Raw genomic sequence first — 23,524 nt, forward strand, 5'->3', positions numbered from 1 at the left:
TGGCTGCCACGCGGATGTGGCGGGTTACTGCTCGGATCACTGCTCGTAGGCGTCCACCAAGCCCTGGATGTCGATCTTCTTCATGCCGAGCATGGCCTTGGTGACACGCGCCGACTTGGCCGGGTCGGGGTCGCTCATCAGCTCGGTCAGCTTCCTCGGCACGATCTGCCACGACAGCCCGTACTTGTCCTTCAGCCAGCCACAGGGTCCGTCTTCCCCGCCGTCGCCGAGCCGCGCCCACAGCTCGTCCACCTCGTCCTGCGTCGCGCAGTCCACGGAGAGCGAGATGGCCTCGGTGAAGGTGAAGTGGGGGCCGCCGTTGAGCGCGATGAACCTCTGCCCGGCGAGCTCGAAGGTGACGGTCATGACCGTGCCCGGCTCCCCCGGCCCCGCCTCCCCGTAGCGCTGGATGTCCACCACCCGGGAGTCGTCGAAGATGGACGTGTAGTGGCGGGCCGCCTCCTCGGCCTGGTCGTCGAACCACAGGAACGTCGTGATCTTTTGCATGGTGGGCTCTCCTCGCCGACTCGGGTCCGGTACCTGTGTGTGCTAGGACCGGCCGGACCGCGAGAACTCATCGGTCAGGAGGAAACAGGAGCGAAAATGGCGGACCTCATCGGTAGGTACGCAGGCCACGCCGGTAGGCGAGCTCGCCCAGGACGATGTCCAGGGCCCAGAAGGCGGCGAGCGGGATGCCGAGCAGCGGGACGAAGTAGCCGAGCACGGCGACGGCCGCGGCCAGCGGCACCAGGACGTAGGGTGGCACCTGTTGCCAGCCGCCGCGCGGTACGGGACGGCCGAACGCGGAGCCGCCGCCCCGCTGCCACCACATGCGGTAGCCCCACAGGATCAGGAAGATCAGCGCGAGCGCGAGGGCGCCCAGCGCGATCTGGTTGACCAGGCCGAAGAGGTTTCCGGTGTGCGCGTCGATGCCCCATCGGGTGAGTTTGGCCAGCACCGGGTAGTCCTCGAACCGCAGTACGTCGGTGACCTCGCCGGTGGCCGGGTCGACGGCGACGGAGTCCTGCTTCTCCGGCCAGCTGCGCTGGATCTGCCGGACCACATAGGCGGTGTCCGCGTCGGCGGGCGGCACGATCTCCACCGGGTTGCTCAGCCCCTCGGCCCGGGCGGCCTTCAGTACGGCATCCATGCCCACGTCGCGGGCGGACGACGGGTCTTCACCGCCCATGTCCATACCCGGCATGGAGCCGTGCCCGGCGTGCTCGTCGGCATTGTCGTGGGGCTGCTCCCGCCCGTCCAACGTGGCCGAGACCGACGGGGTGGTCTGGCCGATCGCGGAGCGCAGGTCCTCGATGCTCGCACCGGCGTAGGTGGACCAGGTCAGGCCCGTCGCCGACAGGAAGAACAGGCCCACCGCGGCCCAGACACCAACCGCCCCGTGGAAGGACATGGTCCGTCGGCGGCCGGTGGCTGCGCGGTCGGGCAGGGCGATGGCGCGCAGCCTGCGCTTGGTGCGCCGGCGGGTGAGCCACAGCACCAGCCCGCCACCGGTGATCACCCACAGCCAGCTGGCGGCGAACTCGCTGTAGAGACGGCCGGTCTCGCCGAGGTGCAGATCCCGGTGGAGCTCGTCGATCCAGGTGCGCAGGGGCAGTGCGCCGGTGGAGCCGTACTGCTCCAATGCGCCGCGCACCTTTCCGGTGTACGGGTCGACAAAGACGGCGAGGGTGTGGTCCGGGTCGACACCTTTGACGCCGGAGAGCAGCACCCGGGTCGTGGCGCCCGCCTCCGGGGAGGGCCGCACCGCGCTGATGGTGCCCTCGGGGTGGGCCGCGCGGGCCGCGTCGATCTGCCGGGAGACGGGGAGTTCGCGCTCGCCGACGGGGACGCGCAGCTCATGGTCGTAGACGATCTTCTCGGCCTCGAAGGACGCCGCGTACAGCAGCCCGGTCGCCGCCGCGACCAGCAGGAACGGGGCGACGAGTACACCCGCGTAGAAGTGCAGCCGCAGCACGAGCGGACGCAAGGCCGTCCACCAGTGGCGCCCCGACCGCCCCGGGGGGCGGGCGTCGGCCACGGGGGGCGGCCCCGCGGCCCCCGCGTCCGCGGTCGGCGAGCCGTCGTCCGTGGTGACGGCGGTCGTTCGGTCGGGCATGGACGGCTCCCGTTCGCTGGACTACGCGGTACGGCGGTGGCCGCACCGCATCAGTCGTCGGATCCGGGTGCCGTCGAGTTCCAGGCCGGCTGTGTGATGCGTGTCATACGCCGTCAGGAACCGGCGCCGGTGCAGTGCGTCAGGAACCGGCGCCGCGCAGCGCCTCGGCGAGCGGGCCCGCTCCGGTCAGCTCGACGGCTCCGGCGGCGATGCCGTCGGCGACCGTGAGCGTGCCCTGGGTGAGGGCGACACAAGTGTCGGCGTCCACGACGAGCCGGGCGTCCGCACGCTCGGCCGGCCCGTCCCCGTACGACGGCTCGGCCGCACCGAACACCAGATGGAAACCGCCCTCCTCCAGCACCACATCGACGACCCCTTCGTGTCCCGCCGCGAGGTGCCCCAGCCGGTGGAGCAGCGGCAGGGCGAACCAGTGGGCCCGGATGGCGTCGGTGGGCTGCCGTTCGGCCAGCGCGGGCGCGCCCCAGGCGGCGAGGGCGGTGAGGACGGGCAGCAGCGCACGGCCGTGGTCGGTGAGTTCGTAGACGGACACCGACGCCGGCGGCGGCAGCTTCCGGCGGGCGAGTACGCCGTCACGCTCCATGTCCTTCAGCCGGGTGGCGAGCATGTCCGTGCTGACCCCGGGCAGGTCGGTGTGGAGGTCGGTGTATCTGCGGGGGCCGGCCAGCAACTCCCGCGCGATCAGCAGCGTCCACCGGTCACCGACGGCATCGAGGGCCCGCGCGATCGCGCAGTACTGGTCATAGCTTCGGCGTGGCATGCGCCCCAGTCTAGCCATTAAGTTGGACTTTCCAAGTGACACCTTGGTAGAACAAAGTAAGCCGTCGTCGACTGATGAGGCGGATGAGAACCGGGAGGGCACCACATGGAGTTCCGGCAGTCGAACAAGCTCAGCGAGGTCTGCTACGAGATCCGGGGGCCGGTGATCGAGCACGCCAACGCGCTGGAGGAGGCCGGACACAGCGTGCTGCGCCTCAACACGGGCAATCCGGCGCTGTTCGGGTTCGAGGCCCCGGAGGAGATCCTTCAGGACATGATCCGGATGCTGCCGCAGGCCCACGGCTACAGCGATTCGCGCGGCATCCTCCCCGCCCGCCGGGCCGTGGTCCAGCACTACCAGCAGCGCGGCCTGGACGACCTCGGCGTGGACGACGTCTTTCTGGGCAACGGCGTCTCCGAGCTGGTGTCCATGGCCGTCCAGGCCCTGGTCGAGGACGGGGACGAAATTCTCATCCCGGCCCCCGACTTCCCGCTGTGGACAGCGGTCACCGCCCTGGCCGGCGGCAAACCCGTGCACTATGTGTGCGACGAGTCCGCCGACTGGTACCCGGACCTCGACGACATGGCGTCGAAGATCACCGACCGGACGAAGGCCGTGGTGATCATCAGCCCGAACAACCCCACCGGAGCCGTCTATCCGCGCGAGATCCTCGAAGGCATCCTCGACCTGGCGCGCCGCCACCATCTGATGGTGTTCTCCGACGAGATCTACGACAAGATCCTCTACGACGGGGAGGTCCACCACAGCCCCGCCGTCCTCGCCCCGGACCTGGTGTGCCTGACCTTCAGCGGCCTGTCCAAGGCCTACCGGGTGGCCGGGTTCCGGTCCGGCTGGGTGGTCGTGTCCGGCCCTCGGCAGCATGCCAGGAACTACCTGGAGGGGCTGACCATGCTGGCCTCGATGCGGCTGTGCCCCAACACCCCCGCGCAGTTCGCCATCCAGGCGGCCCTCGGCGGCCGGCAGTCCATCGAAGACCTCGTACTGCCCGGCGGACGGCTGCACGAGCAGCGCGACCGCGCCTGGGAAAAGCTCAACGAGATCCCCGGAGTGTCATGCGTCAAGCCCAAGGGCGCACTGTACGCGTTTCCGCGCATCGACCTCGACGTCCACCGGATCCACGACGACGAGCGGTTCGTCCTGGACCTGCTGTTGCGCGAGAAGATCCAGGTGGTGCAGGGCACCGGCTTCAACTGGCCGCGCCCCGACCACTTCCGCATCCTCACCCTCCCGCATGTCGACGACCTCGAGTCGGCCATCAGCAGGATCGGGCGGTTCCTCGGCGGATACCGGCAGTCGTGACGGCGGGCCCCTGGCCGCAGACCTGTGACCTCGGGCGCCCGACCGCAGGCCGCTGACCGCAGGCCCCTGACCGCGCCTTCGCACAGGTGTCGGGCACCACGGGCGGGCAACCGCTTGTAAGGTGCATGCTTATGGGCGGGGTGATCTCGGGTTTCGGTGTCATCGCGAGCATCGTCGTCACCGGTTACGTCCTGGGGCGCCGCGGCTCGCTGGGCGAACACGGGCGCGATGTGCTCACCGCGGTCGCCTTCCAGATCGCCAGCCCCGCCCTGCTGTTCTCCACGCTCGCGCGGGCCGACCTGTCCGTCCTGCTGTCGGTCCCGATGCTCGTCACCGCCCTGAGCACCTTCGTCGTCGCGGGGACGTTCATCGCCGTAGGCGCCGTACGCCGCTGGAGCGTCGGCCGTACGACGATCGGCGCGCTGTGCGCCAGCTATGTCAACGCCGGAAACCTGGGCATCCCCGTCGCCATGTACGTCCTCGGGGACGCCTCCCTGATCGCGCCGGTCCTGCTCTTCCAGCAACTCGTCGTGTCCCCGATCGCCCTGACGGTCATCGACCTGAGCCGCAGCGAGGGCCGGACGTCGCTGCTGCGGCAACTCACCACGCCGGTGCGCAACCCCATCGTCGTCGGCTCGCTGTCCGGCGTGGTGGTGGCCGCGGCCGGCTGGCGGATCCCCGGGCCGGTCATGGAGCCGGTCTCGATGCTCGGCGGGATGGCGGTGCCCGGTGTGCTGCTGGCGTTCGGCCTCTCGCTGCCCGGCAGCGCCCTGCCCGGGCGCGGTGAGGACCGCGGCCCGGTGCTGCTGTCGGTGGCGCTCAAGTCCTTCGCGCAGCCGGTGGTGGCGTGGGCCATCGCGGCCGGGGTGTTCGGTCTCGGCGGCGCCGCGCTGTTCGCCGCCGTCGTCACCTCGGCGCTCCCGTCGGCGCAGAACCTCTTCACCTACGCCGTGCGGTACCAGACCGCGACGAGGCTGGCCCGCGAGTCGATCCTGCTGTCGACGTTACTCGCGGCCCCGGTACTGCTCACGGTGGCGGCGCTGCTCGGCTGAGCGGTGTGCGTTCCCCATGGGGAGGCGCGGGCCCGCCCGGCGGACACCCGCGACCCCTGTGGGCGCCCCGAGATGTGCCGGATGTGAGTGTCGCACTGCGCACACCCGGCGGCCCGGCTACCGTCGATGTCGCTCGGACCCCCGCCAGGAATCGAGGAACAGCAATGGCACCCTCCGCGTCAGCCTCGTCAGCATCTGCCTCCATCGGAGTCACCGGGCTCGCCGTCATGGGCAGCAACCTCGCCCGCAACTTCGCCCGGCACGGCTACACCGTCGCGGTGCACAACCGCACCCCCACCCGCACCCGTTCCCTGATCGAGGAGTTCGGGAACGAGGGCTCGTTCGTGCCGGCCGAGAAGCCAGCGGACTTCGTGGCCTCGCTGGAGCGGCCCCGGCGGCTGGTGGTGATGGTGAAGGCGGGTGAGCCGACGGACGCGGTGATCGACGAGTTCGTGCCGCTGCTGGACCCCGGGGACATCGTCATCGACGGCGGCAACGCCCACTTCCAGGACACCCGCCGCCGCGAGGCCGCGCTGCGCGAGCGCGGCATCCACTTCGTCGGGACGGGTATCTCCGGCGGCGAGGAGGGCGCGCTGCATGGGCCCTCCATCATGCCGGGCGGGTCGGCGGAGGCGTATGCCGCGCTCGGGCCGATGCTGGAGAAGATCAGCGCGCATGTCGACGGTGAGCCGTGCTGCACCCACATCGGCGCGGACGGCGCCGGACACTTCGTCAAGATGGTGCACAACGGCATCGAGTACGCCGATATGCAGCTGATCGCCGAGGCCTACGACCTGCTGCGGCGTGCGGCGGGACAGACCCCCGCACAGCTCGCGGAGATCTTCCGCCGCTGGAACACCGGCATGCTGAACTCCTACCTCATCGAGATCACCGCCGAGGTCCTTGCCCATACCGACCAGAACACCGGCAAGCCGTTCGTGGACATCGTCGCCGACGCCGCCGAGCAGAAGGGCACCGGCCGCTGGACCGTGCAGATCGCGCTCGACGTGGGCGCGCCGGTCCCCGGTATCGCCGAGGCCGTCTTCGCACGCTCGCTGTCCGGCCACACCGAGCTGCGCGCCGCCGCCCGGCAGTTGTCGGGGCCCCAGGGACCCGCCCTGACCGGGGCGGACGCCGACCGGCTGGTCGACCGGGTCGAGCAGGCGCTGTACGCGTCGAAGATCGTCTCGTACGCCCAGGGCTGGAACATGATCCAGGCCGCGGCGGACCAGTTCGGCTGGGACATCGACCTGGGCTCGGTGGCCAAGATCTGGCGCGGCGGCTGCATCATCCGGGCCGGGTTCCTGGACGAGATCCGCAGCGCGTACGCGGCCAACCCCGCGCTGCCCACGCTGCTCGCCGACGAGCGGTTCGCCCGTCAGCTCGGCGAGGCGCAGGACGCATGGCGGGCCGTGGTGACCACCGCCGCCCAGCAGGGGATCCCCACGCCCGGGTTCTCCTCCGCGCTCGCCTACTACGACGCGCTGCGCGCCGACCGCCTGCCCGCCGCCCTCATCCAGGGGCTGCGGGACTTCTTCGGCGCCCACACCTACCTGCGCACCGACCGCGAGGGCGTCTTCCACACCGAGTGGTCCGGCGACCGGAGCGAAACCCGGAAGTGAGGCCGCATCAGGGCGCGATGTGATCGGCGGCGCCCTGGTGGAGAACCGGGAAACGGGGAATCAGGAACGGAAACCGGCTTCTGACCGTGCGAGGACCGCGACGGCTGGAGGGAACACAGGTGACCGTATCCATACCGGATCCGTCCCGGACCACCGGGGAGGCCGTCCGTCCGACGCGCCGCGCCCTGGTGGCGGGGTCGGTGGGCAACTTCATCGAGTGGTACGAGTTCGGCGTCTACGGCTACTTCGCGACGGTCATCGCCGCGAACTTCTTCACCCCCGAGGGGGGAAACGACCTCGAGGGCCTGGTCAAGACCTACGCGTCCTTCGCGCTCGCCTTCTTCTTCCGGCCGATCGGCGCCGCCGTCTTCGGCCGCCTCGGGGACCGGATCGGCCGCCGCCCCGTCCTGATCCTCGTGGTGCTGCTGATGACGGCGGCCACCACGCTGATCGGGCTGCTCCCCACGTACGACACGGTGGGCGCGGCGGCGCCGTGGCTGCTCACCTTTCTGAGGGTGCTGCAGGGCCTGTCCGCGGGCGGCGAGTTCGGCGGGGCAGTCTCGATCATGACGGAGTTCGCTCCCGACGGGCGGCGCGGGCTGTACGGGGCGTGGCAGTCCTTCACCGTGGCGCTGGGTCTGCTGGGCGGGGCCGGGGTGGCCGCGCTGCTGGCCACGGTGTTGAGCGAGCAGGCGCTGAACGACTGGGGGTGGCGGCTGCCCTTCCTGCTGACGCTGCCGATGGGCCTGGGCGCCCTGTGGCTGCGGCTGCGGCTCGAGGAGACCCCCGCCTTCCGGAGTGCCGGGGACACCAGGGGCGCCGATGAGCAGGTCGGTGGCGCGGTGGCGCCACTGCCGACGCCGCCCGCGGCGGAGGTGGCGCGGGCCATCGTCCTGGGCGCCGGGCGCATCATGGGCTGGGCCGCGGCCGGTTACACCTTCCTGGTCGTCCTGCCGTCGTATCTGCAGAGCACATTGGGCGCCAGCTTCCGGCAGGCCCTGATCGCGACCGTGGTGGCCAATCTGGGCTTCGCCGTCTCCATCATCCCGGCCGGGTGGCTCAGCGACCGGATCGGCAGACGGCCGGTGATGCTGTCCGGGGCGGCGCTGGTGGCCGTCGCGGCGATCCCGCTGCTGAACCTGTTGCAGGACGCGGACCGTTCGAACCTCGTCAAGGGGGTGGCGGTGTTCGCCGCCGGGGCCGCGGTCGGGCTGATGGCCGGCCCCGGCCCGGCCATGCTGGCCGAGATGTTCCCGACCCGGGTCCGCTACACCGGGCTCGGCCTGGCATACGCCCTGTCGAACGCCGTGTTCTCAGGCTGCGCCGGGCTCATCATCACCAAGACCATCGAGCGGACCGGCGAGGTGGACATCCCCGCGTACTACACCACGGTGACCTGTGCCATCAGCCTCCTGGCGCTTCTCACCCTGCGCGGGGACGACCACCGCGGCCCGCTGCGCGACGGGCGCGGGGACAGGCGCGGGGACGGCCGGGGTGACGAACGGGGGGTCGGCCGATGAGGGTGATCGGGCTGATGTCGGGCACCTCGTACGACGCCATCGACGCCGCGGCCGCCGATCTGACCCTCGACGGGGACCGGCTGGTGCTGACCCCGCTGGGCATGGTCAGCGCCCCGTACGAGGAGGAGTTGCGCGAGGCGCTGAGCGCCGCGCTGCCACCGGCGCCGACGACCATGCGGGCCGTGTGCGAGCTCGACACGCGCATCGGCCAGGCGTTCGCCGCCCTCGCCGGCCGGGCCGACCGGGAGCTGTGCGACGGGCGCGCCGAGCTCATCAGCTCGCACGGGCAGACCGTCTACCACTGGGTGGCGGACGGCCAGGCGTACGGCACGCTGCAACTGGGGCAGCCCGCGTGGATCGCCGAGGCCACCGGCCGCCCCGTCGTGTCCGATCTGCGCGGCCGCGATATCGCGGCGGGCGGGCAGGGGGCGCCCTTGGTGAGCGTCGTCGACACGCTGTGGCTACGCGGGCGGCCCGGCGGGTGCGTGGCGCTGAACCTCGGTGGCATCGCCAATGTCACCGTGGTGCCGGACGGCGCCGGGGAACCTCTCGCGTACGACACCGGGCCGGGCAATGCGCTCATCGACGCGGCGGTGCGCCATCTGACGGACGGCCGGCTCGACTGCGACGAGGACGGCGCGATGGCCGCGCGCGGCACAGTGCACGGCCCGCTGCTGAGCCGGCTGCTGGCCGAGCCGTACTACGCGCGGCCCGCCCCCAAGACGACCGGGAAGGAGCTCTTCCACCTGCCCTATCTCCAGGCCTCGCTCGCGGGCCTGGGCCCGCTGCCCGCCGACGATGTGGTCGCCACCGTCACCGAGCTCACCGCCGCCACCGTGGCGGACGCGGTGCGCTCCGCCGGGGCGGGCGAGGTGATCGCCTCGGGTGGCGGCACCCGCAACCCCACGCTGCTGGCCGCCCTGCGCCGGGCGCTGGGGGATGTCCCGCTGCGCACCTCGGACGAGCTGGGCCTCCCCTCGGCCGCCAAGGAGGCGTACGCCTTCGCGGTCCTCGGCTTTCTGACCGCCCATGGGCTGGCCGGCACGGTGCCGGCCTGCACCGGCGCCCGCCACTCCAGTGTGCTCGGGTCGATCACCCCGGGCCGCCACGGCCTGCGCCTGCCACCGGAAGCCACTGCCGCAGGCCGAGCCGCACCGTCCCGGCTGGAGATCTCACCGCCGTGAGCACAGGCCACGCCGCAGCTCATTCCCGGCCGCCGGCTGCCTCGTCGTCCTGGTGGTCAGCCCAGACGTAGGCGACGGGAAGCAGCTCGGCGACGGGGACGGTGCGCGGGTGGTCGATCGTCCCGACGATGACTTCGAGCGTGGGGAAGTAGTCGAACAGGAACTGGCGGCAGCGGCCGCACGGCGGGACCACCCCGCGCTCCCGGTCGCCGACCGCGACCATCCTGACCAGCTCATAGGCGCCCTGGGCCGCCGCGGCCCCGACGGCCACCAGCTCCGCACAGGGGCCGCCGGTGAAGTGGTAGGCGTTGACCGCCGTGACGATACGGCCGTCGGCGGCGCGCGCGGCGGCGGCCATGGTGTGGTCGTCGCCCCGGCAGTACGTCCGCGCGACATGCGCCGCGGCCCGGATGAGTTCCTCGTCTGCGGTGGGGGGCTGCGTGGTCATCTTCTCCGCTCTCACAAGGGACTGTCGGTGCCGGATCGTAAGCTGCGGATTATGGCAGCGATCGAGTATGTGCGCGGGGACGCCACCGCGCCGCAGGGGAAAGGGAAGAAGATCATCGCCCATGTCTGCAATGACCTGGGCGGCTGGGGCAAGGGCTTTGTGCTGGCCGTCTCGCGGCGCTGGCCGGAGCCGGAGGCGGCTTACCGGCGCTGGCACCGCGAGCGGGCGCGCAATGACTTCGGGCTGGGCGCGGTCCAGATCGTGCAGGTGAGCCGGTATGTGTGGGTGGCCAATATGGTCGGCCAGCGCGGGATGCGGCCGGGCAGCAAGGGGGTGCCGGTGCGGTACGAGGCGATCGGCGCGGCGCTGGGCGAGGTCGCAGCGAGCGCCGCCGAGCTGGGTGCCTCGGTCCATATGCCGCGCATCGGGTGTGGGCTGGCCGGTGGGCGCTGGGAACGGATCGAGCCGCTGATAACGGAGCGGTTGGTGGCGCGCGGAATCCCGGTCACCGTCTACGACCACGGCGACTGACGGGCCGCGGCCACTGAGCCACTGAGCCACTGAGCCACTGACATCGTCCAAGTTGAGGGCTTCCGCCATCGGGGGCATATTTGAACTGAGCGCGTTGCCGGATCCGGTGCGCCTGTCTGCTTGGTCTGAGTGGCCTGAGTGATCTGAGTTCCGCATTCGACCAGACGAGGGCGCCATGTCTGCCTACCATCGCACCCCTGCCCAAAACCACGCGTCCTCACCGCGCTCCCTGCCCAATGTGCTGGTCGCCCACGACGTGGGACTGCTGGTGCTACGCCTGGGGGTCGGGTTGACCGTCGCCGCGTGGGGCGCGCAGCATCTGTTCGGCTGGTGGGGCGGCCCGGGGATCGAGAACACGAGCCGGGCCTTTGAGAAGTTCGGCTACCCCGTGCCCAAGTTCATGGCGGTGGTGGCCGGAATCACGGAGACATTCGGCGGCCTGGGGCTGGCCGTGGGTCTGCTCACGCCGCTCGCGGGCGCCGCGGTGGCGGGCACGATGGCCAACGCGGTGAATGTCGTCTGGCCGTTGGGGTTCTTCGCCGGTTTTGGGTTCCCCCTGCTCATCGGGGCGGGGGCGGCGGGGCTCGCGCTGAGCGGGCCGGGCCGGATCGCCGTGGACGCCGTGATCCCCGGGCTGCGCTCCCACCACGTGATCTACGGGGTGGTGACGCTGCTGATCGCGGCCGTCCTTGCGGCGATCACGATCGGGATCCGCGACTGACGCCCGTCCCATGCGCTCACGGCGACGTATGCCTACGGCGGCGCCCGGTCAACGCGCACCGCCCGCTCGCCGGGCGAGGGGCGGTGCGTGCCGTTCAGCCGGTGGGCGTTTCACCCGTGACAGTGGCCGAGTCGGCGCCGTTCACCCGGCGGCCGGTGGGCGCCGGAAGCCACGGCCGCGGGTGAGCGTGTAGCCGCCCACGCCCGCGAGCGCGCCCAGGGCGCCACCCACCACGGTCCACACCCAGCGGTCCGACCACCAGCCCGAACCCCAGCCGCCGTTCGGCTCGGCCGCGGTGTGCGACGAGGTGTCCTCAGCCGACGACTCGGACGCGTCCGGGCTCGGCTCGGCATCCGGCGCCTGGGTCGCCCCGGCCCGCACGGCCGGGGTCAGCGGGGAGAGTTCGCCGCCCTCAGCGTGCTTGCCACCGACGTCCCGGGTGGAGGCGGTGATCTCGGTGGTGAGGGGCAGTCCGAGGTCCTGTTCCGGCAGGTTCACGACCGTCAGACGGACGTAATACGACCCCGGCAGCGGATCGTTGGCCCAGGCCTCGGACCAGGGCCGCACCCGGCGCAGCCGGCAGCTGAGGTCGACGGAGGCGTCCTGCTGGGTCGCGGTCGCGGTCTGGCTGCCCGAGGTGCAGGCCTGGCGGCGGCGCAGCCCGTCGTAGACATCGAGCTGCCAGGTGGTCCTGCCGTGCCGGGTCTGTGCCTCGGGGAGCTTGACGGTGGCCTTGACGGTGGGGACCTGCCCGGCCGCCGCGGGGAACACCCAGTACAGGTAGTCGCCGACCGACGCCGAGGCGGTGGCGGTCTGCCCCTGCTCGATCGCCGTGGCGGTCCGGAAGCCGGTGCCCGCCTCGGTGGGTTCGTCGCCGCCGTCCGTGCCCGCAGTCGCGCTCGGGGACGCGTCGGCGGCCGCCACGGGGGCGGTGGCGAACAGGGCGGCGCAGAGTGCGAACGCGGCGCCCGCGGTACGTAGGGCACGCATCAGTTGGTCCTCCAGACGGTGACGCGTATGCGGGCCAGCCAGCCCCACACCAGGCCCACCAGGAGTCCGGTGACGGTGAGCACGGCCAGCAGCACCCAGCCGCGGCCGAGGCCGAAGGCGGCCACGTCACCGGGCGGGTCGCCGGCGTCGACGATGTTCACGGCCAGCTCGACGGGGAGTCCGGGGGTGCGCTTGACGGAGGCGGGCGCGGAGAACGACTGGCTCACCTCGAGGCAGATCGTGCGCGGCGTACTGTCCTCCACATCTCGGCCCTCGGCCACCGGATAGCGCAGCCCGGTCGAGAGGACATCGGTGCGGCCGCTGCCCGCCTCGCTGCCGCGCACCAGCTCACGGCCGCGCTCGGTCACCGCCCGCACCATCACGCCGTAGTCCGGGTCGACGGCGCGGTCGGCGCCCACGGTCGCCGAGGCCCGCAGCTCCTGGCCCGGGGCGACCTTCACCCGGTACCAGCGGTGCTCGCCGAAGCCCTCCCGGTCGTTGTAGAGGCCCGCGCCGAGAACCGGGGCCTGGGCGCACGCCTCGGCGCCCGCCACCGCGGTCGGGGTCTGGACCGGGGTGTCCGCGGCGCGCCGTACCAGCTGCTTGATGCGGGTGGAGAGCTGGTCGGTGTGCTGGACCGCGGTGTAGGTGCCACCGGTGGCCTCGGCGATGCAGCTGAGCTGGTCCCGGACCTTGCTGTCCAGGGTCAGCCCGAGCGTGTCGACGACCAGATGGGTCCCCTGGGCGGCCAGTTCCCGCGCCACATCGCATGGGTCGGGCTGCCCGCAGGAGTCCTCGCCGTCGGTGATGAGCACGATCCGGCGGGTGGCGTCGCCGCCCGCGAGGTCCTTGGAGGCACCGCGCAGGGCGAGTCCGATGGGTGTCCAGCCGGTGGGGCGCAGCGTGGCGACGGCGGTCTTGGCCTCGGTGCGGTCCACCCGGCCGACGGGGTAGAGCTGTTTGCTGTCCAGGCAGCCGGTCTTGCGGTCCTGGCCGGGGTAGGTGGCGCCGAGGGTGCGTATGCCGAGCCGCACCTCGTCGGGGACGGCGTCGATCACCTCGTTGAACGCCTGCTTGGCCGCGGCCATGCGGGACATGCCGTCGACATCGCGGGCACGCATCGAGCCACTGACGTCCAGGACCAGTTCGACTTTGGGGGACTCACGGGCCGGTTCGTCGTCGGCGACGGCCGCGGCGGGGGACAACACGCCGCAGACCACCGCCGCGAGCAGCCCGAAGGCGCCTGTCGCCAGGCGTTTCTTTATGATCACCGCGGCATCTTATGGAGCTTCATATGACTGCTCCAAAGTGGGTGGTGTGCGGTGGCTCGCCGTCTCCAAAGCTGTCGCAGTGGGGGAACCGCACGGTCATTGGTCACTCCGTATGAATGTGTGGCGAACCGGGGCCATGGCGCTGTACGGTGCGTCCAGCCCAACCGGCCGGAGGATCCAGTTCGTGCTCAGCCCCTCACTCGCCCAGGAGATCGCCGGGGACACCTCCGCGGTCATCGGTTTGAACGTCCTCATCACCGACAGCGAGGGCGTCGTCATCGGCAGCGGTGACAGCAGCCGCATCGGCACCTTCCACGAGGCCTCCGTGGAGGTGATGCGCACCCAGGAGGCCGCCATCCACACCGCCACCCAGGCGCAGGAGCTCAAGGGGGTTCGCGCCGGGGTGACACTGCCGCTGGTCATGGACGGACACGCCGTGGGCACGGTCGGCATCACGGGTACGCCCGCCCAGGTGCGGCGCTTCGGTCTGGTGGTCAAACGGCAGACGGAGATACTGCTGCGCGAATCGGCCGTCCTGCGCTCACGGGTGGTCAGGGAGCGGGTGCTGGAGGATCTGCTCGCGGATGTCGCCACATACGACGCCGCGGCCGTCGAGCCGGACTTCGTCGTCTTCCGCGCCGCCGAGGTGGGCTTCGATCTGCGGCTGCGCAGGATCGCGGTGGTCGTCGAGGTGTCCGCGTCCGGCGGGACGAGCGGCGCCCGCCACCGCGCCGGGCCGCCCGTGCCTGACACCTCGCTGGTCCGCTCCGAGCTGCTGCGCACCGTACGGGAGGTGTTCGCCGATCCGCAGGACGTCGTCGCGGGGGCGGCACCGGGGTGGATCGGGGTGCTGCACCGGCTGCCGGAACAGCGGTCGACCAGCCGGGTGATGACGGCCTGTCAGCGGCTGACGGATCTCGTGGGTGTCCAGCACGGCCTCGAGGCCCGGGTCGGGATCGGGGAGCCGGCCACCACGGTCGGCGGTCTGCACGACTCGTACCAGGACGCGTGCGACGCGCTGCGCCTGGGGTCCCGGGTCGCACCCGAGTTACCGGTGCACCTCGTCTCCGATCTGCGCGCCCATCAGCTGCTCGCGGCCACCGGCCACCACACCCGCACCCGGCTGCTCGCGCTCACCGCCGCGGACCTGCGCGAGCAGCCGGACTGGCCGGTGCTCCGGGACACCGTGGTGGCCTGGTGCGAGAACGGCTTCAACTTGGTCCGCGCCTCCTCGGCGCTGCACATCCACCGCAACACCCTCGTCTACCGCATGAACAAGATCGAGCAGATCAGCGGCCGCCCGCTGCGCGACCACCGCACCACGCTCGCCCTGTACCTGGCCTGTCTGGCCGACCAGCTCGACACTCAGCCCTGACGCGCCTCTCCCCCAGCTCTCCGATCTCTGCGCGCGTGGCCCACGAGGGAGCCCAGCCAGACGGCGGCGACCAGCCCGGTCGGCAGCCCGGGCGCGGCCCATGGCGCCAGGGTCAGCAGAAGCCCTCCCCCGACCGCCCCGGCGACCAGGGCGGACAGCAGCGCCACGCTGGACCCGCGCACCCTGCCGGTGGCGACGAGGTCGGCCAGCAGGCTGGTCAGCATGCCGGTGAAGTACGTGGTGGACACCCCGGACGGTGCGACGGCGCGCACCAACGCGCTCTGCCCACCCATGGCCACGGCGGCCAGCGCCAGCAGCCCCTGCCGCCACCCTCCGTCGAGGTGGCCGTCGGCGGCGGCCCACAGCGCCCACAGCACCCCGAGCGCGAGGACTTCCACCCCGAGCGCCCGGCGGGCCAGCCGCCTCTTGTCGGGCCCTCTGACGATCCGCCCGCTGACCAGCGAGCCCACGACATAGCCGCCGACCGCGACGGCGGCATGGCCGGCGAGCGCGGGGTCGCGGGTCCCCGCCGACATGCCGAGCAGCGAGAGGTTCGCGGTCATCACGCTGGTGAACACTTCGCCGAGCGCGAGAAAGGCGATGGCGTCCATCGAACCGGTGGCCACGGTCAGCGCCACGGCGGCCGTCAGGGCTCCGCCGCCCGGCGCGACCCGGCCACGTCCGCCACGCCGGCCCGCTAAGCCGCCGGCCGGACCCGCCGGGCCGCCGTCCCGGGGTGGCAGGGGGTCGGTCATCCGCTGTCCTCCTTGGACCCGTCCTCCCTGGGCCCGTCCCCCTTGGGCCGGTCCTCGTCGACGATCTCCGCCTCGACGACATCGTCGTCGGCCCCGTGCTCCGGGCCCGCGCCGCCGCCACCCGCGCCACCCGTGCCGCCGGCCTCGCCTTGGGCCCCGGCCCGGGCATACATGGCCGTACCGATCTTCTGCGCGGCCGCGGCGGCCTTGTCGGTGGCCACGCGGATCCGGCCGGAGTCCTCGCCCTTCAGCGTCTCCTTCAGCTCGGCGATGGCCGCCTCGGCCTCCTGCCGCACATCCTGCGGCACCTTGTCCGCCTGGTCGCGGAGCAGCTTCTCGGTGTTGTAGACAAGGGACTCGGCGGAGTTGCGGGTCTCGGCCGCCTCGCGCTTGCGGCGGTCCTCCTCCGCGTACCGCTCGGCCTCGCGCATCATCCGGTCGATGTCGTCCTTCGGCAGCGCGGAGCCGCCGGTCACGGTCATCCGCTGCTCCCTGCCGGTGCCGAGGTCCTTCGCCGACACATGCATGATGCCGTTGGCGTCGATGTCGAAGGCGACCTCGATCTGCGGCACACCGCGCGGGGCCGGCGGCAGGCCGGTCAGCTCGAACATGCCGAGCTTCTTGTTGTACGCCGCGATCTCGCGCTCGCCCTGGAAGACCTGGATCTGCACGGACGGCTGGTTGTCCTCGGCCGTGGTGAAGATCTCCGAGCGCTTGGTCGGAATGGTCGTGTTGCGCTCGATCAGCTTGGTCATGATGCCGCCCTTGGTCTCGATACCCAGGGACAGCGGGGTGACATCCAGCAGCAGGACGTCCTTGACCTCACCCCTGAGGACACCGGCCTGGAGCGAGGCGCCGACCGCGACCACCTCGTCCGGGTTGACGCCCCGGTGCGGGTCCTTGCCGGTCAACTCCCTGACCAGCCCGGTCACGGCGGGCATCCGGGTCGAGCCGCCGACCAGGATCACATGGTCGATATCGGACACCTTGATCCCGGCATCCTTGATCGCCTGGTGGAACGGCCCCTTGCAACGGTTCAGCAGATCCTCGGTCAGCTGCTCGAACTGGGCGCGGGTCAGCTTCTCGTCCAGGTGCAGCGGGCCCTCGTCGGACGCCGTGATGTAGGGCAGGTTGATGGTGGTCTCGGACGCGGCGGACAGCTCGATCTTCGCCTTCTCCGCCGCTTCGCGCAGCCGTTGCAGCGCCATCTTGTCCTTGGACAGGTCGACCCCGTACCCGCTCTTGAACCGGGTGACGAGGTGGTCGACGATCCGCTGGTCCCAGTCGTCGCCGCCGAGGTGGGTGTCGCCGTTGGTGGCCTTGACCTCGACGACCCCCTCGCCGATCTCCAGCAGCGAGACATCGAAGGTGCCGCCGCCGAGGTCGAAGACCAGGATGGTCTGGTCGTTCTCCTTGTCCAGGCCATACGCCAGGGCGGCGGCCGTCGGCTCGTTGATGATCCGCAGTACCTTCAGGCCGGCGATCTCGCCCGCCTCCTTGGTGGCGGTGCGCTGGGTGTCGTTGAAGTACGCCGGGACGGTGACCACCGCGTCCGTGACGTCCTCGCCGAGGTAGCCCTCCGCGTCACGCTTGAGCTTCTGCAGCACACGCGCGGAGATCTCCTGCGCGGTGTAGCGCTTGCCGTCCACCTCGCCGGTGGCCGGGAAGCGCCACTGCGTCTCCCCCATGTGGCGCTTGACCGACCGCGCGGTGCGCTCCACGTTGGTCACCGCCTGACGCTTGGCCACCTCGCCCACCAGCACCTCGCCGTTCTTGGCGAAGGCCACCACGGAAGGGGTCGTCCGGGTGCCCTCGGTGTTGGTGATGACGGTCGGCTCGCCACCTTCCAGGACGCACACCACGGAGTTCGTCGTCCCCAGGTCGATCCCGACTGCGCGGGTCATCTCAGCACTCCTCTCCTACGAGATGGGAGCCCTTCACAGAGTGATCCGATTCATGCTCAATGCTATAAAACAACACCTTTGTGAGTTTTATTGTGAGTTTTATTGGTCGGCGGGGATGCGTTGCTCGAACCAGACCACCTTGCCCGTGCTCAGCCTCGTCGCTCCCCAGCGCTCGGCCAGGTGGTTGACCAGGAACAGGCCGCGGCCGCCCTCGTCGCCGAGCCGGGCGTGGCGCATCCGGGGCAGCTGCGGCGAGTCGTCGCCCACCTCGCAGCGGAGCACGTCCGTACGCAGCAGCCGCAGCGACACCGGACGGGTGGCGTAGCGCACCGCGTTGGTCACCACCTCGCTGACCATGAGCTCGGTGGACTCCATCAGGGAGTCGAGATTCCAGCGGTGCAGTGTTCTGCGGGCCAGCCGACGGGCCCGGCGCGGGGTCTGCGGCTGGGGGTCGAGGAACCAGTAGGCGACGTTGTGCCAGGGAATGCCGTCGAAGCGGGCGGCGAGCAGCGCCACGTCGTCGTCCTGGTTTCTCGGGTCGAGGGGGCCCAGGACCAGATCGCACAGGTCCTCGGGCGGCATGGGGGCGCGGGCGTGGGCCGCGGCGACACGCAGCCGGACACACAGCGACTGCACCCCGGTCCACACATCGGTGTCGCGGGACTCGACCAGGCCGTCGGTGTACAGCAGCAGGATCGCTCCGGCGGGCGCGTGGGTCTCGACGCATTCGAAGACCACGCCACCGACGCCGATCGGCGCCCCGGGCGGGATCCGCAGCGCCTCCCCGCGGCCGTCGGGGTGCAGCAGCAGCGGGGGCGGGTGGCCGGCGTTGGCCACTTGCAGCCGGTGCGCGATGGGGTCGTAGATGGCGTAGAGGCAGGTGGCGATGTGCTGGCTGCCCAGCCGCTGGGCCTGTTCGTCGAGGTGGTACAGGACCTCCTCGGGCGGCAGGTCGAGCCCGGCGAGGGTCTGCACGGTGGTGCGCAGCTGGCCCATGATTGCGGCGGAGGTCATCGAGTGGCCCATGACGTCGCCGATGACCAGCGCGACGCGGTTGCCGGGCAGCGGGATGGCGTCGTACCAGTCGCCGCCGACCCGGGCGGTCTCCGAGGCGGGCAGATAGCGGCTGGCCAGGCGGACACCGGTGGCCTCGGGCAGCGAGGTGGGGAGCATGGCGCGCTGCAGCACATCCGCGACCGACGCCTCGCGTCCGTAGCGCACCGCCTTGTCGATGCCGAGGGCGGTGTGCGTGGCGAGCTGGGAGGCGACCAGCAGATCGTCGGGGGTGAAGGCGGGGCGGCCCGGCTCGCGCAGCAGCGTGACGGCGCCGATGACGTGGTGGCGGCCGCACAGCGGGGCGACGATCAGCCGCCGGGCCGACGGTACGGGCCGGTGGCCACTCGCGGTGCCGCGCAGCAGCCGGCCCACCGCCGGCGCGATCCCCGGCGCGTCGCCGAACACCGGCCGCCCGCCCAGCAGCACCTCGGCGAACCGGCCGGTGACGGTCACCGGTGCGGACTCGGGCCCGGAGGCCACATTCGACACGAGGGCCGGCGCGTCGCCCGGGTCCGGGGGTGCGGCGGGCGCGCACGGCTGGGCGGCCCGGGGGCCGGGGCCGGTGGTGTGCGGCCGCAGCGCCACGGCCCCGCCGGGCTGCCCGTCCCCGGCCGGGAGCGGGTCGCACAGATGGATGAACACCGCGTCGGCGAAGGCGGGATTGGCGGCCCGGGACAGTTCGCACAGGGTCTCCTCCGGGTCCATGGCGCGGGCGATCCGGCGGGTCGCCTCGTCGAGATAGCGCAACCGCTCGGTCTGCGCCCCATTGCCGTGCGCCGCCTCGGCCCGGGCATCCCGGGAGCCCCGCGCGTCCCCGGTGTCCCCGGCATCCCGCGCGTCCCGGGCGGGCGTCGCGGGGCCGCCGCCGGCCGGTCGCCCGCAGTCCGTGGGAGCGGCGCGCTCCACCCGGCCGGGGGGAGCGGTCGGCCGCTCGGTCCCGGTGCCGGGCCGGTCAGGGCCTTCACAGGGGATGCGGTGAGCCATGGGCTTTCGGTTCGGTCGGGGTCATGGGTGCGGGTCACGGCGGCCGCAATGAGGCGCCGCCCTCAGTCGGACCTCCTGCAGGTGAGAAAGATCTGCTCCTCCGGCGGCACGTCCGAGGCCTCCGGGGCGTAGGTGTACGAGGTCTCCTGGGCGATCTCGAATCCGGCCGCCTTGACGACCGCGTGCAGGTCCTCCCGGAGATAGCCGGACACCCGGATGGTGCTGTGGAGGAACGGGATCGAGAAGTCGTCCACGTCGGCCTCCACCATCGACAGGGCGAACAGACCGCCGGGCACCAGGACGTGGCGTACGGTCCGCAGGGCGATCGGGATCTCGTCGCGGGGGAGCATCAGCAGGGAGAAGAAGGCCGTGACCGCGTCGAAGCGGCCGAGGTCCCGGGGGCCGCCCGGCCGCAGATCGGCGATGTCCATCCGGTGGAACATGGCCTCGGGGACGTAGCGCCGCGCGAGCTCCACCATCCCGTACGAGAGGTCGACGCCGACCACCTCGAATCCGGCGTCCACCAGCTGGCGGGCGGTCGGCACGCCCGTGCCGCAGCCGAGGTCGAGCACCCGGGAGCCGGCCGGCAGGGCGTCGGTCAGCCACCGCCCGGCGGCGAGCTGCCCCTCCTTGTACGGGAAGGCCTCGTCGTAGCGGTCGCCGATGGCATCGAACGCCTCGGCCTGACCCGTGCGGTCGAGCCGTATGTTCTCGTAATCCGTCCGGCTGATCCTGTCGTGCACGCGGACATCCCTCGCAGACCCGGTTACCTCATATTTTCACATCGGTCCGGATTTGCACCATGCCTGCGCGGCCTCGTGGACCGCCCCGGGGGCTGCCCCTTGGACCGCCCCCGGGGGACGCTCAGCCGCCGAGGAGGCCGCCGAGCACGCCGCCGACCGTGTCGCCGACGCCGTCGATCACACCGCCCACCAGCCCGTGGTCCTTGTCCTTGCCGGTGTCGGAGTCCTGCTGACCGCCGGACTGCTGATCGCCGGACTCATCATCGGAAGTGGCCGGGTCGGTGGTGGGGTCCTGACTGGGCGAGGACGGCTTCGTGGTGTCCGGCTTGGAGGTCGAGGGCGACTGAGAACCGGGGTCGCTCGTGGGCGCGGTCGTGGGGGCGCTGGTCGCCGGGGTGTGCGACGGCTCGCGGGTCCGCGAGGTGTCGTTCCGGGAGGAGCCGCCGCCGTCCTGTACGAGCTTCGGCTTGGCGGAGGCGGTGGGGGCGAGGCCGCCGTCGCCGGGCCGGTCGGTGTCGGTGGACCGGTGCGCGCCGCTCGGCCGGTCGGAGCCGGTGGAGTCGGCCGGGTCGTCTGTCTCGGGCGTCCCGGCCGGCTGGGAGCTGACGTCGGAGCGCGCCTGAACGGTCTTGTCGCCGCCGACCGACGAGTGGAGACCGAAGGCGATGGTGCCCGCCACCCCCAGCGCGGCCGCAGCCTTGATCGTGTTGGCACGTGCCTGCTGCGCAGGGGTGGGGCGGCTGTGTCGGCCCATCTCGCTCGAGTCTCCCGTATGACATGTCCTCGCTATGGCTGACCAGTAAAGCCTGCTCATTCGACCGCATGGCATTTCCGAGACGGAGTTGTTACACGACAGGGCGATTCGTCCCTCGATGCCTGGTCAGCGGCGCGGCGGGGGCGGTGCGCAGCCGGCTACGCGTGCGAGCCTTCGGGGTCGGCCGGATCGGGCCGACCGGGCAGAAACGCATGCAGCCACTTCTCGGTGTGGGCGACATGCGCCGCGGCCGCGTTTCCGGCGGCCGCCGGGTCGCGCCGGGCGATGGCTCCCGCGATCGCCCGGTGGTCCTCGTCGCTGGCGCGCTTGATACCGGGCCCCTCGGGCAGCGTGAACACCTGATAGGCGCGGGAGCGCGCACGGAACACCCCGAGCAGCGAGCCGAGGGTGGGGTTGCCGCCCACCCGGGCGATCTCGGCGTGGAAGCAGTGGTCGAGCCCGGAGACCTCGGTCGGGTCCTCGGTGGCCTCCATGGCCTCGATGTACTCGAAGAGCGTGGCCATCGTCTCGGGCGTCATCCGCGCGGCCGCCTGCGCCGCGGCGTGGGACTCCAGGACGCGCCGGATCTCGAACATCTCCAGCAGCCCCTCGAGCGGCAGCAGGTCGACGGTCAGCGAGAGGCTGCCGACGATGTCCTCCGGGCGCAGCTGGGAGACGTACGTGCCCGAGCCGTGGCGCGGCTCGATGACGCCCAGGGCCGCCAGCATGCGCACCGCCTCGCGGAGGGAGCCCCGGGAGACCCCCAGCTCGTCGCACAGGTCGTTCTCGGGCGGAATGCGCTGCCCGGCGACCAGCCGGCCGGTGGCGATCATGTGCCGTAGGCCATGAAAGGCCTTGTCGACTGCGGACATCGCTTCCCTTCCCCGTGGCTCGGCGACGGCGCCGTGCCTCAGGTTCTCACCCTATCGAGTCATCAGATCTCTCCACCGAGGCAGCAGCAAGTCATTAGATGACTTCCCGGCGGCGTACACCTATTGCCTTCATCCTTGCTGCCGTGCCAGGATCCCGGGCCAAGCCACCAGCCAAGTCATCAGACCTTTCACCGATAGGCGTCTGATGTGTCGGCCCGATTTCCGGGAGATGTCCAGTCACGTGAGCGAGACCGACGTCAGCACAGCGCCGCGCCCCCTGCTCCTCTCCGACGGCCGCCCCGCCGCGGAGGCGTGGTCCCTGCACCCCGGGGAGCGCCATCTCAACCACGGCTCCTTCGGGGCGGTTCCGGTGGTGGCGCAGCGCGAGCAGCAGCGGCTGCGCGAGGAGATGGACCGGTCACCCGTGCTGTGGTTCGCGACGCTTCCGGGCCGGGTCGCGGCCGCCCGGACCGAGGTGGCCGGGTTTCTGCGCGTCGCGCCCGAGGATCTGGCGCTGGTGCCGAACGCGAGCGGCGGGGCGAGCGTCGTCTACGCGAATGTGCCGCTGCGGCCCGGCGCCGAGATCCTGGTCACCGACCACGGGTACGGGGCGGTGACCATGGGGGCCGAGCGGCTGGCCCGGCGCCGGGGCGCCACGGTCCGTACCGCGCATGTACCGCTCGACGCCGATGAGGAGCAGGCCTGTGCGGCCTTGGTGGCCGAGCTGAGCGAGGCCACCGGGCTGATCGTGCTGGACCACATCACCTCGGCGACCGCCCGTCGGATGCCGGTGGAGCGGATCGCCGCGGTGGCCAGGGAGCGGGGCATTCCGCTGCTGGTGGACGGGGCGCATGTGCCCGGTCTGCTCGCCGATCCGCTGGCCGGGCTCGACTGCGACTTCTGGATCGGCAATCTGCACAAGTTCGGCTGCGCGCCGCGCGGCACCGCGGCTCTGGTCGCCCGGGGTCCGCTGCGCGAGGAGCTGTATCCGCTGATCGACTCCTGGGGCGCCGCCGACCCCTTCCCCGACCGGTTCGACACCCAGGGGACGGTGGACGCCACCAGCTATCTGGCGGCGCCGGCCGCGACGGACTTCATCGAGACCACCTGGGGCTGGGAGCGCGCCCGTACGTATATGAGCGAGCTGGCCGACTACGCGGAGCGCGTCATCGGCGAGGCCTTCGCCGAGGTCATGGGCGACAGCGCGGCGGTGGACGTCGGTATGCCGGTGGGCGCCATGCGCCTGGTGCGGCTGCCGGCGGGGCTCGGCACCACCCGCCTGGAGGCCGATGCGCTACGTGACCGGGTGGCGCGCGAACTGGCTGTGGAGGCGGCCTTCACCAGCTTCGGCGGCGTCGGCTACTTCCGTCTGTCGACGCATGTGTACAACACCGCCGCCGACTTCGAGTACTTCGCCGAACGCTGCGTCCCGCAGCTCGCCGAATGGGCCCGTACGCCGGGCGTCGCCCCGTAAACCACGCGCGACACACGCGACACGCCTTCATGACCCGCCACGGCGCCCGTGGCG

General features: G+C 71.8%; 21 protein-coding genes. 9 read left to right on the top strand and 12 right to left on the bottom strand.

Annotated elements, in window-relative coordinates; all coding sequences use genetic code 11:
- Positions 1-36: 36 nt before the first annotated feature.
- The 3 genes from CCN51_RS28895 to CCN51_RS28905 all read right to left on the bottom strand — a co-directional run bounded on the left by CCN51_RS28895 (position 37) and on the right by CCN51_RS28905 (position 2,912).
- Positions 37-507 carry a VOC family protein gene (locus tag CCN51_RS28895; RefSeq protein ID WP_014173500.1) on the bottom strand — a complete coding sequence of 157 codons (471 nt, stop codon included), beginning with the start codon at positions 505-507 and terminating at the stop codon, positions 37-39.
- Between the two features lie 106 nt (positions 508-613).
- Positions 614-2,116: a PepSY-associated TM helix domain-containing protein gene (locus CCN51_RS28900; protein ID WP_014173501.1), complete on the bottom strand. Its 1,503-nt coding sequence runs from the start codon at positions 2,114-2,116 to the stop codon at positions 614-616.
- A 139-nt stretch (positions 2,117-2,255) separates the two neighbouring features.
- On the bottom strand, positions 2,256-2,912 hold the full coding sequence (locus CCN51_RS28905; RefSeq protein WP_043486108.1) for a winged helix-turn-helix transcriptional regulator: 657 nt from the start codon (positions 2,910-2,912) through the stop codon (positions 2,256-2,258).
- Positions 2,913-2,999: 87 nt separating this feature from the next.
- On the opposite strand from CCN51_RS28905, the gene CCN51_RS28910 reads away from it, so the two are divergent.
- The 5 genes from CCN51_RS28910 (at position 3,000) to CCN51_RS28930 (ending at position 9,592) form a co-directional block, all read left to right on the top strand.
- The gene (locus CCN51_RS28910) at positions 3,000-4,214 is read left to right on the top strand and encodes a pyridoxal phosphate-dependent aminotransferase (RefSeq protein ID WP_014173503.1); all 1,215 of its coding nucleotides are present in this window, start codon (positions 3,000-3,002) and stop codon (positions 4,212-4,214) included.
- A gap of 131 nt (positions 4,215-4,345) precedes the next feature.
- Positions 4,346-5,266, top strand: coding sequence for an AEC family transporter (locus CCN51_RS28915; protein WP_014173504.1), 921 nt, complete (start codon positions 4,346-4,348; stop codon positions 5,264-5,266).
- Between the two features lie 164 nt (positions 5,267-5,430).
- The gene (gene gndA / locus CCN51_RS28920; RefSeq protein ID WP_043486110.1) at positions 5,431-6,888 is read left to right on the top strand and encodes an NADP-dependent phosphogluconate dehydrogenase; all 1,458 of its coding nucleotides are present in this window, start codon (positions 5,431-5,433) and stop codon (positions 6,886-6,888) included.
- 119 nt (positions 6,889-7,007) lie between these two features.
- Positions 7,008-8,408, top strand: a complete 1,401-nt coding sequence (locus tag CCN51_RS28925) for an MFS transporter (RefSeq protein WP_014173506.1) — start codon at positions 7,008-7,010, stop codon at positions 8,406-8,408.
- A complete protein-coding gene (locus CCN51_RS28930) occupies positions 8,405-9,592 on the top strand; it encodes an anhydro-N-acetylmuramic acid kinase (protein ID WP_043486112.1) in 1,188 nt (395 codons plus the stop codon). Before CCN51_RS28925 ends, CCN51_RS28930 begins: the two co-directional genes overlap by 4 nt.
- 19 nt (positions 9,593-9,611) lie before the next feature.
- Here the strand turns inward: CCN51_RS28930 and CCN51_RS28935 are convergent, their stop codons facing one another.
- The gene (locus tag CCN51_RS28935; RefSeq protein WP_014173508.1) at positions 9,612-10,040 is read right to left on the bottom strand and encodes a cytidine/deoxycytidylate deaminase family protein; all 429 of its coding nucleotides are present in this window, start codon (positions 10,038-10,040) and stop codon (positions 9,612-9,614) included.
- Positions 10,041-10,091: 51 nt separating this feature from the next.
- Between CCN51_RS28935 and CCN51_RS28940 the strand changes: the two genes are divergently transcribed.
- On the top strand, positions 10,092-10,571 hold the full coding sequence (locus CCN51_RS28940; protein WP_014173509.1) for a macro domain-containing protein: 480 nt from the start codon (positions 10,092-10,094) through the stop codon (positions 10,569-10,571).
- A 175-nt stretch (positions 10,572-10,746) separates the two neighbouring features.
- Positions 10,747-11,292: a DoxX family protein gene (locus CCN51_RS28945; protein WP_014173510.1), complete on the top strand. Its 546-nt coding sequence runs from the start codon at positions 10,747-10,749 to the stop codon at positions 11,290-11,292.
- Positions 11,293-11,433: 141 nt separating this feature from the next.
- On the opposite strand, the gene CCN51_RS28950 is transcribed toward CCN51_RS28945, so the two are convergent.
- Both CCN51_RS28950 and CCN51_RS28955 read right to left on the bottom strand, forming a co-directional pair.
- On the bottom strand, positions 11,434-12,282 hold the full coding sequence (locus CCN51_RS28950) for a hypothetical protein (RefSeq protein WP_086860249.1): 849 nt from the start codon (positions 12,280-12,282) through the stop codon (positions 11,434-11,436).
- Positions 12,282-13,553 carry a VWA domain-containing protein gene (locus tag CCN51_RS28955; protein WP_014173512.1) on the bottom strand — a complete coding sequence of 424 codons (1,272 nt, stop codon included), beginning with the start codon at positions 13,551-13,553 and terminating at the stop codon, positions 12,282-12,284. Before CCN51_RS28955 ends, CCN51_RS28950 begins: the two co-directional genes overlap by 1 nt.
- Positions 13,554-13,737: 184 nt before the next feature.
- Between CCN51_RS28955 and CCN51_RS28960 the strand changes: the two genes are divergently transcribed.
- Positions 13,738-14,928: a CdaR family transcriptional regulator gene (locus CCN51_RS28960; RefSeq protein WP_043488811.1), complete on the top strand. Its 1,191-nt coding sequence runs from the start codon at positions 13,738-13,740 to the stop codon at positions 14,926-14,928.
- Here the strand turns inward: CCN51_RS28960 and CCN51_RS28965 are convergent.
- The 6 genes from CCN51_RS28965 to CCN51_RS28990 form a co-directional block, all read right to left on the bottom strand.
- Positions 14,919-15,683, bottom strand: a complete 765-nt coding sequence (locus tag CCN51_RS28965) for a YoaK family protein (RefSeq protein ID WP_014173514.1) — start codon at positions 15,681-15,683, stop codon at positions 14,919-14,921. The genes CCN51_RS28960 and CCN51_RS28965 overlap by 10 nt on opposite strands.
- Positions 15,680-17,587 carry a molecular chaperone DnaK gene (dnaK, locus tag CCN51_RS28970; protein WP_086860251.1) on the bottom strand — a complete coding sequence of 636 codons (1,908 nt, stop codon included), beginning with the start codon at positions 17,585-17,587 and terminating at the stop codon, positions 15,680-15,682. Before dnaK ends, CCN51_RS28965 begins: the two co-directional genes overlap by 4 nt.
- A gap of 99 nt (positions 17,588-17,686) precedes the next feature.
- A complete protein-coding gene (locus tag CCN51_RS28975) occupies positions 17,687-19,627 on the bottom strand; it encodes a SpoIIE family protein phosphatase (RefSeq protein ID WP_014173517.1) in 1,941 nt (646 codons plus the stop codon).
- Positions 19,628-19,689: 62 nt separating this feature from the next.
- Positions 19,690-20,370, bottom strand: coding sequence for a class I SAM-dependent DNA methyltransferase (locus CCN51_RS28980; RefSeq protein WP_014173518.1), 681 nt, complete (start codon positions 20,368-20,370; stop codon positions 19,690-19,692).
- A gap of 121 nt (positions 20,371-20,491) precedes the next feature.
- Positions 20,492-21,124: a prolipoprotein diacylglyceryl transferase gene (locus CCN51_RS28985; RefSeq protein ID WP_014173519.1), complete on the bottom strand. Its 633-nt coding sequence runs from the start codon at positions 21,122-21,124 to the stop codon at positions 20,492-20,494.
- 158 nt (positions 21,125-21,282) lie between these two features.
- Positions 21,283-21,996 (bottom strand): FadR/GntR family transcriptional regulator, encoded by a 714-nt coding sequence (locus CCN51_RS28990; RefSeq protein ID WP_014173520.1) that lies wholly within the window; start codon positions 21,994-21,996, stop codon positions 21,283-21,285.
- Positions 21,997-22,237: 241 nt separating this feature from the next.
- Between CCN51_RS28990 and CCN51_RS28995 the strand changes: the two genes are divergently transcribed.
- Positions 22,238-23,470: an aminotransferase class V-fold PLP-dependent enzyme gene (locus tag CCN51_RS28995; RefSeq protein WP_014173521.1), complete on the top strand. Its 1,233-nt coding sequence runs from the start codon at positions 22,238-22,240 to the stop codon at positions 23,468-23,470.
- The last annotated feature ends 54 nt before the right edge of the window (positions 23,471-23,524 follow it).

It is taken from the genome of Streptomyces milbemycinicus (assembly GCF_002154605.1).
In the GTDB taxonomy this organism is placed as follows: domain Bacteria; phylum Actinomycetota; class Actinomycetes; order Streptomycetales; family Streptomycetaceae; genus Streptomyces; species Streptomyces milbemycinicus.